The sequence below is a fragment of the Streptomyces sp. NRRL S-378 genome (genome assembly GCF_000720645.1).
Lineage (GTDB): Bacteria > Actinomycetota > Actinomycetes > Streptomycetales > Streptomycetaceae > Streptomyces.
The window spans coordinates 173,173-187,120 of the sequence record NZ_JOBX01000001.1 but is presented as its reverse complement, the minus strand read 5'-3'; the positions used below and the strand labels follow the sequence as shown (position 1 = coordinate 187,120).

The window sequence follows — 13,948 nt, the reverse complement described above, 5'->3', positions numbered from 1 at the left end:
ATGTTTCACGTGAAACACCTGGGCGAGGCATGGGCCCGCGCGGAGGAGCTCACGAAACGGCGAAGGGCCGCACCCCAGCGGGGTGCGGCCCTTCGCGTGCAGCCCTTAGGCGGCGACGACCTCGATGCCCACGTTCGCGGCCACGTCGCTGTGCAGACGCACGGAGACCTGGTACGAACCGAGGGTCTTGATCGGGGAGCCCAGCTCCACGCGGCGCTTGTCGACCTTCGGGCCACCCGAAGCCTCGATCGCCGTGGCGATGTCGGCCGGGGTCACGGAGCCGAAGAGACGACCGGCGTCACCCGCGCGGGTGGCCAGACGGACCTTCACGCCCTCGAGCTTGGCCTTGACCTCGTTGGCCTGCTCGATGGTCGCGATCTCGTGGATCTTGCGGGCGCGGCGGATCTGCGCCACGTCCTTCTCGCCACCCTTGGTCCAGCGGATCGCGAAACCGCGCGGGACCAGGTAGTTGCGAGCGTAACCGTCCTTGACGTCGACGACATCGCCGGCGGCACCGAGGCCAGAGACCTCGTGGGTAAGGATGATCTTCATTGGTCGGTCACCCTTTCCTTATCGCGCGGTGGACGTGTAGGGCAGCAGCGCCATCTCACGGCTGTTCTTCACGGCCGTGGCGACGTCACGCTGGTGCTGCGTGCAGTTGCCGGTGACGCGGCGGGCACGGATCTTGCCGCGGTCGGAAATGAACTTCCGCAGCATGTTCGTGTCCTTGTAGTCCACGTACGCGGTCTTGTCCTTGCAGAACGCGCAGACCTTCTTCTTAGGCTTGCGCACAGGCGGCTTCGCCATTGTGTCTCTCCTGTGTGATCAAGAAGTTTGGATGGAGCTGCCCTAGAAGGGCGGCTCGTCCGAGTAGCCACCGCCGGAGCCGCCGGAGCTTCCGCCCCAACCGCCCCCGCCGCCGCCCTGCTGCTGGCCACCGGCCGGCGCGCTGGACGCCCACGGGTCGTCGGAGGGAGCTCCGCCGCCCTGCTGGCCGCCGCTGGGGGCTCCGCCCCAGCCGCCGCCGCCCTGCTGCTGACCGCCGCCGCCGTATCCACCCTGGCCACCGCGACCGGTGGTCTTGGTGACCTTGGCCGTGGCGTTCTTCAGGCTGGGGCCGACTTCCTCGACGTCCAGCTCGTAGACCGTGCGCTTGACACCCTCACGGTCCTCGTACGACCGCTGCCTCAGCCGGCCCTGCACGATGACGCGCATGCCTCGCTGGAGGGACTCGGCGACGTTCTCCGCCGCCTGCCGCCACACCGAGCAGGTCAGGAACAGGCTCTCGCCGTCCTTCCACTCATTGGTCTGACGGTCGAAGGTGCGGGGGGTGGACGCGACACGGAACTTCGCGACCGCCGCACCCGAGGGGGTGAAGCGCAGCTCGGGGTCGTCGACGAGATTGCCGACGACCGTGATGACGGTCTCGCCTGCCATGGGTGAACCTCTCGGCGGGGATTGCTGCTGGGCTGCTGTGCTACTCGATCCCGATTACCGCTGAACCGAAGTTCAGTGGGTCTCGGGGCGAAGGACCTTGGTCCGGAGAACCGACTCGTTCAGGTTCATCTGTCGGTCAAGCTCCTTGACGACCGCAGGCTCGGCCTGGAGGTCGATGACCGAGTAGATGCCCTCGGGCTTCTTCTTGATCTCGTAAGCGAGACGACGACGGCCCCAGGTGTCGACCTTCTCGACCTTTCCGTTGCCCTCACGGACGACGGAGAGGAAGTTCTCGATCAGCGGGGAGACAGCGCGCTCCTCGAGATCGGGGTCGAGGATGACCATCACTTCGTAGTGACGCATGTGGAACCCACCTCCTTTGGACTCAGCGGCCACGGTCGTTCCGTGGCAGGAGGGTCGTGATGCGTGAGCACGGCGTCCGCAGAGCAGACACCGCGCAGCTGTACAGACTACCTGCTCGCGTCCTTCCGGTTGAAATCCGGCAGGAGAGGGCCACAATCTGTATCCATCGGGTGTGCTCGGTGCTATGCCCCCGGCCCCCTGCCGGAGGCAGCCCGCAGCACCGCCAGCTTCAGCCAGGAGGTGCCTTCCGATGGCACAGGCAATGCGGTCCCCTCAGATCTCCCTGCTCTCGACCGACGGAAAGCCCCATCCGCTGCAGGACGCCCTGATGGCGGTCACTCTGACCCTCGGCGTCGTGGCGTTCGTCACGGCCTTCTTCCACAACCTGCACCTGATCAGCTCGTGGGCCGGGTTGATCGGAATCCTGACCGGCGCGTACGGACAGTTCGTCTCCGTCACGACACGCGAGCGCTTCGCGCTGATCATCGGCCTTGGCGCATCTGCCATCGGCTTCTACCTCGGCATGTTCCACGGCGGCCTCTTCGGGGGCTGACCCTGCTGCCCGCGGCACCTCCGCGGCAGGGCGCCGGCCGCACTCCGGCCCGGGACCACGGCCCGTCCCCCAGAAGGGTGGCGCCCCTGTCGCAGTAGGCTTCGCGCCATAGCCAGCGAAGCCGCCGAGGAGACGCCCCGACATGAGCCTGTCCCTGAGGACCATCAGCCGAGAGCAGCATCTGGGTTACCTCCAGAGCCTGCCCTCGGCGAGCCACTGCCAGGTCCCGGCGTGGGCCGACGTCAAGAACGAGTGGCGTTCCGAGAACCTCGGTTGGTTCAACGAGTCCGATGAACTCGTCGGAGCCGCACTCGTGCTGTACCGGCAGTTGCCCAAGGTGAAGCGCTACCTCGCGTACCTCCCCGAGGGCCCGGTCATCAACTGGTACGCCCCGAACCTGGAGGAGTGGCTCCAGCCGATGCTGGCCCACCTCAAGCAGCAGGGCGCCTTCACGGTGAAGATGGGCCCGCCCGTCGTCATCCGCCGCTGGAACTCGGCGGCCATCAAGGCCGGCATCCAGGACCCGAACGTCAAGCGCCTGCGCGACGTGGAGGCCTCGGTCATCGAGCCGCGCGCCTTCGAGGTGTCGGACAAGCTGCGCCGCATGGGCTGGCAGCAGGCTGAGGACGGCGGCGCCGGGTTCGGCGACGTCCAGCCGCGCTACGTCTTCCAGGTACCGCTCGCCAACCGTTCCCTGGACGACGTCCTCAAGGGCTTCAACCAGCTGTGGCGCCGCAACATCAAGAAGGCGGAGAAGGCCGGCGTCGAGGTCGTCCAGGGCGGTTACGACGACCTGCCGACCTGGCAGCACCTCTACGAGATCACGGCCGAGCGCGACAAGTTCCGCCCGCGCCCCCTCAGCTACTTCCAGCGCCAGTGGACGGCCCTCAACTCCGAGGACCCCAACCGGATGCGCCTGTACATCGCCACGCACGAGGGAGAGCCGCTGGCCGCCGCCACGATGCTCACCGTCGGCCAGCACGTCTGGTACTCGTACGGCGCCTCCGCCAACCACAAGCGTGAGGTCCGGCCCTCGAACGCGATGCAGTGGCGGATGCTGCGCGACGCCTACGCACTCGGTGCCAGCGTCTACGACCTGCGCGGAATCTCTGACACGCTGGACGAGAACGACCACCTGTTCGGTTTGATCCAGTTCAAGGTCGGTACCGGCGGCGAAGCCGTGGAGTACGTCGGCGAGTGGGACTTCCCGCTGAACAAGGTGCTGCACAAGGCGCTCGACATCTACATGTCGCGTCGCTGACCCAGATCCACCCCGCTTTCCCCACACAGTCCCGCTGCACCGCGCAGCTTCATCGGAGAGGTTCCGGACGGGCATGGCGCTCACGCTCTACGTCGACACCGCGCGCTGGCGTGCGCACCAGAAGCAGGTCCAGGACCAGTTCCCCGGGATGATCCCGGTCTGCAAGGGCAACGGCTACGGCTTCGGCCACGAGCGGCTGTGCGAGGAGGCGACCCGGATGGGCGCCGACGTGCTCGCGGTCGGCACGACGTACGAGGCCGCCAGCATCAAGGACTGGTTCGGCGGCGACCTGCTCGTCCTCACCCCGTTCCGCCGGGGTGAGGAGCCGGTGCCGCTGCCGGACCGGGTCATCCGCTCGGTGTCCTCGCTGGAAGGCGTCCGCAGCCTGGTCGGCGCCCGCGTGGTCATCGAGTGCATGAGCTCGATGCGCCGCCACGGCATCTCCGAGCAGGACCTGGGCCAGCTGCACGGTGCGATCGAGGACGTGCGGCTGGAGGGCTTCGCCCTGCACCTGCCGCTGGACCGCCCGGACGGCTCGGACGCCGTGGAGGAGGTCATCGGCTGGATGGACCGGCTGCGCGCGGCCCGCCTGCCGCTGCACACCATGTTCGTCAGCCACTTGCGGGCCGAGGAGCTGGCACGGCTCCAGCAGCAGTTCCCCCAGACCCGCTTCCGGGCCCGGATCGGCACCCGGCTGTGGCTGGGCGACCACGAGGCGACCGAGTACCGCGGATCGGTGCTCGACGTCACCCGCGTGGCCAAGGGGGACCGGTTCGGCTACCGCCAGCAGAAGGCCGCCTCGGACGGCTGGCTGGTCGTGGTCGCCGGCGGTACCTCGCACGGTGTCGGTCTGGAGGCCCCGAAGGCGCTGCACGGTGTGATGCCGCGCGCCAAGGGTGTCGCCCGGGCGGGCCTCGCCACGGTCAACAGGAACCTGTCGCCGTTCGTGTGGGCGGGCAAGCAGCGCTGGTTCGCCGAGCCGCCGCACATGCAGGTGTCGATCCTCTTCGTGCCGGCCGACGCGGCCGAGCCGAAGGTCGGCGACGAGCTGGTCGCCCACCTGCGCCACACGACCACGCAGTTCGACCGGATGCTCGACTCCTGAGCCGTCCCGGTCAGTTCCCGGGGCCGGTGCCCCAGTCGACCCGCTGTCCCTCCGAGGGCGTCGCGTACCGCGGCGCCCTCGCTGCGTCCGACAGCACGAACACGTCCTCGGCGCCGTCCAGGACGCCGCCGGAGGGGTCGTCCGAGCCGTCCCGGCGTACGACGTCGTGCTCCGGGAGGAGGATGTCGCGGACGACGACGGCGCAGAGGTACAGCGTGGCCAGCAGGTGGGCGGCGATCGCCAGCTGGTAGCCCTCCACGGGCAGCCCCTGGTGCTTGTCCCCGCTGTTGATGTAGGCGAGGTAGAACCAGATGCCGAGGAAGTAGACGACCTCGCCGGCCTGCCAGATGAGGAAGTCCCGCCAGCGCGGCCGGGCCAGCGCGGCGAGCGGGATCAGCCACAGCACGTACTGCGGTGAGTAGACCTTGTTGCAGAGGATGAAGGCCGCGACGACCAGGAAGGCCAGCTGGGCGAAGCGGGGGCGGCGGGGGGCGGTCAGGGTGAGCAGTCCGATGGCCCCGCACAGCAGGAGCGTCAGCCCGGTCGCGTAGGTGTTGGCGTCGTGCAGCGGGTTGCCCGAGCGCTGGGAGATCAGCAGCCAGACGGAGCCGAAGTCGATGGGCCGCTCCTGGCTGAAGGTGTAGAACTTCGTCCAGCCCTCCCAGGCGAACAGCATGACGGGCAGGTTCGCCACGAGCCAGGCACCGGCCGCGCCCAGGGCCGCCCCGCCGAAGGCACGCCACGTGCCGGCCCGCCAGCACAGGACGAACAGGACCCCGAGGAGCAGGACGGGGTAGAGCTTCGCCGCGGTCGCCAGACCGATGAAGACCCCGAAGAGGACCGTCCGCCCCCGGGACCACATGAGCATCCCGGTCGCGGTCAGGGCGATGGCCAGCAGGTCCCAGTTGATCGTCGCCGTGAGGGCGAAGGCGGGCGCGAGGGCGAAGAGCAGGGCGTCCCAGGGCCGGCGGCGGTGGGTGCGGGCGACGCACACGGCGATGACGGCGGTACAGGCCATCAGCATGCCCGCGTTGACCATCCAGTACATCTGCTCGCGGTGCTGCATGGAGCCGCTGCCGGGGGTCAGCCAGGAGGCGATCTCCATGAAGAGACCGGTGAGCACCGGGTACTCCAGGTACTCCATGTCCCCGGGGAGCCGGTCGAAGTAGGGCGTGAGGTTGTCGGCGAAGCCGCGGACCGCGTACAGGTGCGGGATGTCGGAGTAGCACGCGTGGGTGTACTGCGAGGTCGCGCCCTGGAACCACGCCCAGTCGTAGCAGGGCAATTTCTGCACCATGCCGAGCGCGAACATGCCGATGGCGATGAGGGCCACGACGCGCACCGGTCCCAGCCAGTGTCCGCCGAGGCGGGCGTAGCGGCCGATGGGGCCGCCGATGAGCTCGCTGCCGGCTGCGGCGACCTCGTCCTGCTGCGTGGGCCGTACGGGGCGGTCCTCGTGCACCTTCGTCATGGGGGTCATCCTGCCGTACGGGGACCGGCACGGGGGAAGGCCGCCGCACGGACGGGTGCGACGGCCTTCCTCGGTCCACGGGGCGGTGGGGTGGATCAGTCCTGCGTGCTGCCGGTGGTGGTGGACCCTCCGGTCAGGCCGCCCGGGCGGCCCGGTCTGCCGCTGGGCGACGGGGACGGCGATCCGCTGGGTCCGCCGATGATCCCGCTCGTGCTGCCGCTGTTCGTGCCTCCGTCGGTGGTCCCGCGCGTGGTGTCCGGGTCGCAGTACAGCTCCCACGGCTTGCACGGCCGGCCGCCCTTGGACGGCGTCGGGGACGGCGGCGGGCTGCTCGGCGGGAGCGAGGACGGGGACTGGGACGGCGTCACGGGTGCCGCGGGCGTCGGGGAGGGGGCGCCGGCGGAGTCGGCTGTGACACCGATGTCCTCCGCCTCCGGGAAGTCCTTGACCGGGGCGCCCTTGAGGGCCTCGCCCATGTACTCGGTCCAGATCTCGGCCGGGATGTCACCACCGTGCAGGGAGGGGATGTCGCCCACGCCCTTCATGGAGATCAACTTCTTCTCGGCCGAGTTGGGGTCGGTGCGGAAGAGGACCACGGAAGTGGACAGTTCCGGGGTGTAGCCGACGAACCACGCCGACTTGTTCTCGTCCGTGGTGCCGGTCTTGCCCGCGGCGGGCCGGCCCAGCTTCTTGGCCTTCTTGCCGGTGCCGTTCTCGACGACGTTCTGCAGCACCTTGGTGATGTTGTCCGCGACCGCGTTGTCCATGGCCCGCTGGTCCTTGGGGGCCTCGAAGCCGGTCAGCTTCTCGCCGTTCTTCTCGACCGCGGTCACGGAGTACGGCTCGCGGTGCATGCCGGAGGCGGCGAAGGTCGCGTACGAGTCGGCCATGCGGATGGCGCTGGGGGTGGAGGTGCCCAGGGCGAAGGAGGCGTCGTTGTTCGGGTTGATCGACTCCTCGAGGATGCCCGTGGACTTCGCCACGTTCTTGACCTTGTCGTGGCCGACGTCGAAGACGAGCTGGGCGAACGGGACGTTGATGGACTTCTCCATCGCCTCGTTGAGGGTCACGTACCCGAAGGCGGTCGGGCTCTCGTTCTTCTGCCTGAACGGATTGCCCGAGGAGTCGCGCAGCGGCTTGCCGTCACGGTTGTTGATCACCGTGAGGTCGTTCGCCTGGTACTTGCTGTCGACCGAGATGCCCTTGCCGTTGGAGTTCTGGGTGCCGTACTCCATGGCCGCCGCCAGCACGTACGGTTTCCAGGTCGAGCCGACCGGGACGCCGCTGGTGTTGGCGTTGTTGCTGAAGTACTTCTTGTCCCAGCCCGGGCCGCCGTACAGGGCCACGAGCGCGCCGGTCTTCACGTCCACGGAGGCGGCGCCGAACTGTACGAAGGTGTCGGTCTCCGGGCGCTTCTTCTCGTCGATCAGCCCGGCGCGGATGTCCTCGACCGCCTTCGTCATGGCGTCCACCTTGGGCTTGTCGAAGGTGGTCTTGATCCGGTAGCCGCCCATGGCCATCTGTTCGGCGGTGATGCCCTTGGTCTTCATCACGTACGCCTTGGCCGTGTCGACCAGGTAGCCGATCTGACCGGTCATGCCGCGGGCCTGCTCCGACTCGACGCGCGCCGGGAACTCCGTGTACTTCGCCCGCTCCGCGGGGTCCATGCGGCCCACTTCGACCTCGCGGTCCAGCACCCAGGCCCAGCGCTTGCGGGCCCGGTCCTCGTTGAGGACGGGGGTGGCGGCGGCACCGATGCCGCCGTCCGGGTTGTAGAGGTTGGGTCCCTTGAGCACGGCGGCGAGGAAGGCGCACTCGGAGGGGTTCAGGTCCTGGCTGTCCTTGCCGAAGTAGGCGCGGGCCGCAGCCTGGATGCCGTAGGCGTCCCGCCCGTAGTAGGCGGTGTTGAGGTAGCCCGCGAGGACCGTGTCCTTCTCCTCCGTGACGCCAAGCCTTATCGCGATGAAGAGCTCGGTGACCTTGCGCTTGAGCGTCTGGTCGGAGTCCAGGTACGTGTTCTTCACGTACTGCTGGGTGATGGTCGAGCCGCCCTGGGTGGAGCCGCCCGTGCCCATGTTCCATACGGCGCGGGCGATGCCCATCGGGTCCACGCCCTTGTCGGTCTCGAAGGATTCGTTCTCCGCCGCGATCACGGCGTCCCTCATCGACCGGGGGATGCTCGAGATGGGGACGATCTGCCGGTTCATCGAACCGCCCGTCGCCACCATCTGGCTGCCGTCGGCCCAGTAGAAGACGTTGTTCTGCGCCTGGGCCGCCTTGTTGGGGTCGGGCGTGCTCACCATGGCGATGCCGATGCCGGTACCGGCGATGATGACCGCGAAGAAGCCCAGGGCGGTGCCGGACACCAGCTTCCAGGAGGGCACGAAGCGCTTCCAGCCGTCCCGGTCGGAGCGCGGGTAGTTGATCAGCCGCTTGTCCGGACGGCCCGCACCGCGTGCGCTGCCGGCGCTTCCTCTGCCACGGCCCGAGGATCCTCTCTGCGCGGCCCGGCGGGCATCGGCGCGACTGCCCTGCGCGGGCTGCTGTGCGTAGGGGCCGCTGTGTGACGCGGTGGGGACGTCACGTCCGGCCGGGGCACCCCTGCCGGGGCGCGGCGGGGCGGCGCGGCGGGCAGAGGCCCGCCCCCCGCCCTGGGGCTGCGGCGGTTTGCGGCGGTGCTCGCTCATCGAACGACTACTCCTCGGGCAGGCGAGTGGCCTGGAAGCGGCAGATCAATTCCGGTTCCCCCCGGTGTCATGGCGCACAGACTACGCACGCTCAAAACCCGCCCAGTGCCGAAGTTCACCCCAAATCAGGCAACCTGCCTGGTGCGAATCGGTGATGTGATGCCGGTCACCATGTCTCCCCTTGTCGATGAAGGCAGCCCGTTCTATCGTCTGGATGTATCGAGTCGATACATCAGCTCGACATAAGGACTCAGGGGTGGAGGAGAGGCAGGCGGATGAGCAGACGCTCCGGCATCCTCGAGTTCGCCGTCCTCGGGCTGCTCCGCGAATCCCCCATGCACGGCTACGAGCTGCGCAAGCGGCTCAACACCTCGCTGGGAGTGTTCAGGGCCTTCAGCTACGGGACGCTCTACCCCTGCCTCAAGACGCTCGTCGCCAACGGCTGGTTGATCGAAGAACCGGGCAACGCCCCGGAAGACGCTCTCGCCGCTTCACTCGCAGGGCGCCGCGCCAAGATCGTCTACCGGTTGACGGCCGCGGGTAAGGAGCGCTTCGAGGAGCTCCTCTCCCACACGGGCCCCGAGACCTGGGAGGACGAGTCCTTCGCCGCCCGCTTCGCCTTCTTCGGCCAGACCGAACGAGACGTGCGCATGCGGGTGCTGGAGGGCCGCCGCAGCCGGCTGGAGGAGCGCCTGGAAAAGATGCGCGCCTCCCTCGCCAGAACGCGGGAGCGCCTCGACGACTACACGCTTGAGCTGCAGCGGCACGGCATGGAGTCCGTGGAGCGCGAAGTGCGCTGGTTGAACGAGCTCATCGAGAGTGAGCGGGCGGGACGGGATCGGCGACGATCAGGTCCGTCCGACGAAACCGAAAAATGAGGACTGCATCTTGCAGACCTCGTCCGAGAACAAACAGGGAGCAACCGGAATGGGTTCGGTTCGCGTAGCCATCGTCGGCGTGGGCAACTGCGCCGCCTCGCTGGTGCAGGGCGTCGAGTACTACAAGGACGCCGACCCGGCGTCCAAGGTCCCCGGGCTGATGCACGTCCAGTTCGGCGACTACCACGTGCGTGACATCGAGTTCGTCGCCGCGTTCGACGTCGACGCGAAGAAGGTCGGCCTCGACCTTTCGGACGCCATCGGCGCCAGCGAGAACAACACCATCAAGATCTGCGACGTCCCGAACGCCGGTGTGACCGTTCAGCGCGGCCACACCTACGACGGTCTGGGCAAGTACTACCGCCAGACGATCGAGGAGTCCGCCGAGGCCCCGGTCGACGTCGTCCAGGTCCTCAAGGACCGTGAGGTCGACGTCCTGATCTGCTACCTGCCGGTCGGCTCCGAGGACGCGGCGAAGTTCTACGCGCAGTGCGCCATCGACGCCAAGGTCGCCTTCGTCAACGCCCTCCCGGTCTTCATCGCCGGCACCAAGGAGTGGGCCGACAAGTTCACCGAGGCCGGTGTCCCGATCGTCGGCGACGACATCAAGTCCCAGGTCGGTGCCACCATCACACACCGCGTGATGGCGAAGCTGTTCGAGGACCGCGGTGTCCGTCTTGAGCGCACCATGCAGCTCAACGTCGGCGGCAACATGGACTTCAAGAACATGCTCGAGCGCGACCGCCTCGAGTCGAAGAAGATCTCCAAGACGCAGGCCGTCACCTCGCAGATCCCCGACCGCGAGCTGGGCGAGAAGAACGTCCACATCGGCCCGTCCGACTACGTCGCGTGGCTCGACGACCGCAAGTGGGCCTACGTCCGCCTCGAGGGCCGCGCCTTCGGCGACGTCCCGCTGAACCTCGAGTACAAGCTCGAGGTGTGGGACTCCCCGAACTCCGCCGGTGTCATCATCGACGCCCTGCGCGCCGCGAAGATCGCCAAGGACCGCGGCATCGGCGGCCCGATCCTGTCGGCGTCCAGCTACTTCATGAAGTCCCCGCCGGTCCAGTACTTCGACGACGAGGCCCTGGCCAATGTCGAGAAGTTCATCAAGGGCGAGGTCGAGCGCTAGTCGAAGCCCCGAGAGTCCTGTCGACACCTGGACTTCGGTTGTTCTTCCGCGGAGGGTCCCCGGGCAATGTGCCCGGGGACCCTCCGCGTATGTGACCCTTTCCCTCATGCCTGTCGTACGTGATCTGCGCGTACTCCTGCGCCTGAGGGACTTCCGCAACCTGCTCGCCGTACGGCTGCTCTCCCAGGCGGCGGACGGCGTGTACCAGGTCGCGCTCGCCACCTATGTCGTCTTCTCCCCCGAGAAGCAGACCTCGCCCGCGGCCATCGCCTCGGCCATGGCGGTCCTGCTGCTCCCCTACTCGGTGATCGGCCCCTTCGCCGGGGTGCTGCTCGACCGCTGGCGGCGCCGCCAGGTCTTCCTCTACGGCAATCTGCTGCGGGCCTTCCTCGCCTGCATCACCGCGGTGCTGATCGTCGCCCACGTTCCCGACTGGCTGTTCTACGCCTCGGCGCTGTCCGTGACCGCAGTCAACCGCTTCGTGCTGGCCGGGCTGGCCGCCTCGCTGCCCCGCGTCGTCGGAGCCGATCAGCTGGTCACCGCGAACGCACTCTCCCCCACCGCGGGGACCCTCGCGGCCGTGGCCGGCGGAGGACTGGCCTTCCTCGTCCGGCTGCTCGCATCCGGCTCCAATGCCCTCGTCGTACTGCTCGGGGCCTGCCTCTATCTGTGTGCGGCCCTCGTCTCCCTGCGACTGGCCATCGGGCTGCTCGGTCCCGACCACTCCGCTGGGCAGGCCCACCCCTCGGTGGCCCAGGGCATCGCCCTCACCGTGCGGGGCATGACCGAAGGCCTCCGCCACCTCGCCTCCCGGCGCCGGGCGGCCCGGGCACTCACCGCGATGACCATGATGAGGTTCTGCTACGGGGCCCTGTTCGTCATGCTGCTGATGCTCTGCCGCTACGCCTGGTCGGACAACGAGGCCGACGGGCTCGCCCTCCTGGGCATCGCGGTCGGCGCCTCCGGAGCGGGATTCTTCGCAGCCGCCGTCGTGACCCCGTGGCTGGTGGGGCGGCTGGGGACCCTCGGCTGGATCACCGCCTGCGCCGCGGGCTCCGCCGTCCTGGTGCCGGCCCTGGGCCTGTTCTTCGCCCCGGGTCCGATGCTGGTCGCCGCGTTCGTCCTGGGCCTCGCCACCCAGGGCGCCAAGATCTCCACCGACACCGAACTGCAGTCCCGGGTGGACGACGACTACCGGGGCCGGGTGTTCTCCGTCTACGACGTGCTGTTCAACGTCGCCTTCGTCGGGGCGGCAGCGGTGGCCGCCCTGATGCTCCCCGCGGACGGGCGGTCCGTGGTCCTGCTCGCCTGCGTGTCCGTCCTCTATGCCCTGACCGCGGTGCTCCTCGGCCGACGCAGCCGATGTTTCACGTGAAACATCGGCGAAGCCGGGACCGCCGGTGCCGATGTTTCACGTGAACATCGGCACCGCCTCCCGCGGGTCAGGCCTGGGCCGCCCACCACTCCTTGAGCGCGGCGACGGCGGCGTCATGGCCCATCGGGCCGTTCTCCAGGCGCATCTCCAGCAGGAAGGCGTAGGCCTTGCCGATCACCGGCCCCGGGCCCACGTCCAGGACGCGCATGATCTCGTTGCCGTCCAGGTCGGGCCGGATCGCGTCCAGCTCCTCCTGCTCCTGCAGCTGTGCGATTCGCTCCTCCAGCCCGTCGTAGGTGCGGGAGAGCGCGTTGGCCTTGCGCTTGTTGCGCGTGGTGCAGTCGGACCGGGTCAGCTTGTGCAGGCGGTCCAGCAGCGGGCCGGCGTCACGGACGTAGCGCCGCACCGCGGAGTCCGTCCACTCCCCGTCTCCGTAGCCGTGGAAGCGCAGGTGCAGCTCGACCAGCCGGGACACGTCCTTGACCATGTCGTTGGAGTACTTCAGCGCGGTCAGCCGCTTCTTGGTCATCTTCGCGCCCACCACCTCGTGGTGGTGGAAGGAGACCCGGCCGTCGCTCTCGAAACGGCGGGTGCGGGGCTTGCCGATATCGTGCAGCAGGGCGGCCAGCCGCAGCACGAGGTCCGGGCCGTCCTCCTCCAGCGCGATCGCCTGCTCCAGCACGATCAGCGAGTGGTCGTAGACGTCCTTGTGCCGGTGGTGCTCGTCACTCTCCAGCCGCAGGGCGGGCAGTTCGGGCAGCACCCGGTCGGCCAGCCCGGTGTCCACCAGCAGTCCCAGACCCCGGCGCGGGTTGGCGGAGAGGATCAGCTTGTTCAGCTCGCCCTGGACCCGCTCGGCCGAGACGATCTCGATCCGGTCGGACATCGCCGTCATCGCCGCCACGACCTCCGGGGCGACCTCGAAGTCCAGCTGGGCCGAGAAGCGCGCCGCCCGCAGCATTCGCAGGGGATCGTCGGAGAAGGAGTCCTCAGGGGTTCCCGGGGTGCGCAGCACACCCGCGGCCAGGTCGTCCAGGCCACCGTGCGGGTCGATGAACTCCTGCTCGGGCAGGGCCAGGGCCATCGCGTTGACCGTGAAGTCACGGCGCACGAGGTCCTCGTCGATCGAGTTGCCGTAGGAGACCTCCGGCTTGCGCGACGTGCGGTCGTAGGCCTCCGAGCGGTACGTCGTCACCTCGATCTGGAAGTTCCGCACGACGTCTCCGACGCGCGCGTTCTTCTGGGCCCCGACGGTGCCGAAGGCGATGCCGACGTCCCAGACCGAGTCGGCCCACGGCCGGACGATCTTCAGGACGTCCTCGGGGCGGGCGTCGGTGGTGAAGTCGAGATCGTTGCCGAGACGCCCGAGCAGCGCATCGCGGACGGACCCGCCGACCAGGGCGAGGCGGAAGCCCGCCTCCTGGAACCGGCGGCCGAGCTCGTCGGCGACAGGAGCGACCCGCAGCAGTTCACTGACCGCGCGGCGCTGCACCTGACTCAGGGCACTGGGATTGTCTTCGTTGGCGTTCGGCACAACAGAAAAGGGTACGTGCCCGGCCCACCCGGGACCGCCCCGTTTATCGGCGACCCCGGTACCCGGCCGCGGTGGGGCTGTGCCGATCATGTGGAGCAAGGGGCGGCACTCGCACACAGCGCACCTCGTTACCATTCGTGGACGCACAAAAG

General features: G+C 68.6%; 13 protein-coding genes. 6 read left to right on the top strand and 7 right to left on the bottom strand.

The window, feature by feature from the left end:
* Nucleotides 1-105: 105 nt before the first annotated feature.
* The 4 genes from rplI to rpsF all read right to left on the bottom strand — a co-directional run bounded on the left by rplI (nt 106) and on the right by rpsF (nt 1,800).
* Nucleotides 106-552, bottom strand: a complete 447-nt coding sequence (rplI, locus tag IH80_RS0100910) for a 50S ribosomal protein L9 (RefSeq protein WP_030956813.1) — start codon at nt 550-552, stop codon at nt 106-108.
* Between the two features lie 18 nt (nt 553-570).
* Nucleotides 571-807: a 30S ribosomal protein S18 gene (gene rpsR / locus IH80_RS0100905; protein ID WP_005315025.1), complete on the bottom strand. Its 237-nt coding sequence runs from the start codon at nt 805-807 to the stop codon at nt 571-573.
* 42 nt (nt 808-849) lie between these two features.
* Entirely contained in the window at nt 850-1,437 is a 588-nt protein-coding gene (locus IH80_RS0100900) for a single-stranded DNA-binding protein (RefSeq protein ID WP_030956812.1), read from the bottom strand.
* Between the two features lie 72 nt (nt 1,438-1,509).
* Nucleotides 1,510-1,800 (bottom strand): 30S ribosomal protein S6, encoded by a 291-nt coding sequence (rpsF, locus tag IH80_RS0100895; RefSeq protein WP_004950685.1) that lies wholly within the window; start codon nt 1,798-1,800, stop codon nt 1,510-1,512.
* Between the two features lie 250 nt (nt 1,801-2,050).
* Here rpsF and IH80_RS0100890 point away from each other — a divergent pair, with 250 nt between their 5' ends.
* From IH80_RS0100890 to IH80_RS0100880, 3 genes are all read left to right on the top strand, one after another.
* Nucleotides 2,051-2,353: a hypothetical protein gene (locus tag IH80_RS0100890; protein WP_030956811.1), complete on the top strand. Its 303-nt coding sequence runs from the start codon at nt 2,051-2,053 to the stop codon at nt 2,351-2,353.
* Nucleotides 2,354-2,495: 142 nt separating this feature from the next.
* Entirely contained in the window at nt 2,496-3,614 is a 1,119-nt protein-coding gene (locus IH80_RS0100885; RefSeq protein WP_030956809.1) for a lipid II:glycine glycyltransferase FemX, read from the top strand.
* 73 nt (nt 3,615-3,687) lie between these two features.
* A complete protein-coding gene (locus IH80_RS0100880; protein WP_030956802.1) occupies nt 3,688-4,719 on the top strand; it encodes an alanine racemase in 1,032 nt (343 codons plus the stop codon).
* Nucleotides 4,720-4,729: 10 nt separating this feature from the next.
* Here IH80_RS0100880 and IH80_RS0100875 read toward each other — a convergent pair whose 3' ends face one another.
* Nucleotides 4,730-6,190, bottom strand: coding sequence for a glycosyltransferase family 87 protein (locus tag IH80_RS0100875; protein ID WP_030956801.1), 1,461 nt, complete (start codon nt 6,188-6,190; stop codon nt 4,730-4,732).
* 95 nt (nt 6,191-6,285) lie between these two features.
* Nucleotides 6,286-8,877 (bottom strand): transglycosylase domain-containing protein, encoded by a 2,592-nt coding sequence (locus tag IH80_RS0100870; RefSeq protein WP_030956800.1) that lies wholly within the window; start codon nt 8,875-8,877, stop codon nt 6,286-6,288.
* 275 nt (nt 8,878-9,152) lie between these two features.
* Here IH80_RS0100870 and IH80_RS0100865 point away from each other — a divergent pair, with 275 nt between their 5' ends.
* From IH80_RS0100865 to IH80_RS0100855, 3 genes are all read left to right on the top strand, one after another.
* Nucleotides 9,153-9,755 carry a PadR family transcriptional regulator gene (locus IH80_RS0100865; protein WP_030839336.1) on the top strand — a complete coding sequence of 201 codons (603 nt, stop codon included), beginning with the start codon at nt 9,153-9,155 and terminating at the stop codon, nt 9,753-9,755.
* Between the two features lie 49 nt (nt 9,756-9,804).
* Nucleotides 9,805-10,887 (top strand): inositol-3-phosphate synthase, encoded by a 1,083-nt coding sequence (locus IH80_RS0100860; RefSeq protein ID WP_030956798.1) that lies wholly within the window; start codon nt 9,805-9,807, stop codon nt 10,885-10,887.
* A gap of 106 nt (nt 10,888-10,993) precedes the next feature.
* The gene (locus tag IH80_RS0100855) at nt 10,994-12,262 is read left to right on the top strand and encodes an MFS transporter (protein WP_030956796.1); all 1,269 of its coding nucleotides are present in this window, start codon (nt 10,994-10,996) and stop codon (nt 12,260-12,262) included.
* A gap of 67 nt (nt 12,263-12,329) precedes the next feature.
* Here the strand turns inward: IH80_RS0100855 and IH80_RS0100850 are convergent, their stop codons facing one another.
* On the bottom strand, nt 12,330-13,796 hold the full coding sequence (locus tag IH80_RS0100850) for a CCA tRNA nucleotidyltransferase (RefSeq protein WP_030956792.1): 1,467 nt from the start codon (nt 13,794-13,796) through the stop codon (nt 12,330-12,332).
* Nucleotides 13,797-13,948 lie beyond the last annotated feature (152 nt).

Coding starts and splice junctions, on each gene's coding strand:
- IH80_RS0100860 (WP_030956798.1), top strand. CDS start 9,805: ATGGGTTCGGTTCGCGTAGCCATCGTCGGCGTGGGCAACTGCGCCGCC.
- IH80_RS0100890 (WP_030956811.1), top strand. CDS start 2,051: ATGGCACAGGCAATGCGGTCCCCTCAGATCTCCCTGCTCTCGACCGAC.
- IH80_RS0100865 (WP_030839336.1), top strand. CDS start 9,153: ATGAGCAGACGCTCCGGCATCCTCGAGTTCGCCGTCCTCGGGCTGCTC.
- IH80_RS0100870 (WP_030956800.1), bottom strand. CDS start 8,877: ATGAGCGAGCACCGCCGCAAACCGCCGCAGCCCCAGGGCGGGGGGCGG.
- rpsR (WP_005315025.1), bottom strand. CDS start 807: ATGGCGAAGCCGCCTGTGCGCAAGCCTAAGAAGAAGGTCTGCGCGTTC.
- IH80_RS0100900 (WP_030956812.1), bottom strand. CDS start 1,437: ATGGCAGGCGAGACCGTCATCACGGTCGTCGGCAATCTCGTCGACGAC.
- IH80_RS0100880 (WP_030956802.1), top strand. CDS start 3,688: ATGGCGCTCACGCTCTACGTCGACACCGCGCGCTGGCGTGCGCACCAG.
- IH80_RS0100885 (WP_030956809.1), top strand. CDS start 2,496: ATGAGCCTGTCCCTGAGGACCATCAGCCGAGAGCAGCATCTGGGTTAC.
- rpsF (WP_004950685.1), bottom strand. CDS start 1,800: ATGCGTCACTACGAAGTGATGGTCATCCTCGACCCCGATCTCGAGGAG.
- IH80_RS0100855 (WP_030956796.1), top strand. CDS start 10,994: ATGCCTGTCGTACGTGATCTGCGCGTACTCCTGCGCCTGAGGGACTTC.
- rplI (WP_030956813.1), bottom strand. CDS start 552: ATGAAGATCATCCTTACCCACGAGGTCTCTGGCCTCGGTGCCGCCGGC.
- IH80_RS0100875 (WP_030956801.1), bottom strand. CDS start 6,190: ATGACGAAGGTGCACGAGGACCGCCCCGTACGGCCCACGCAGCAGGAC.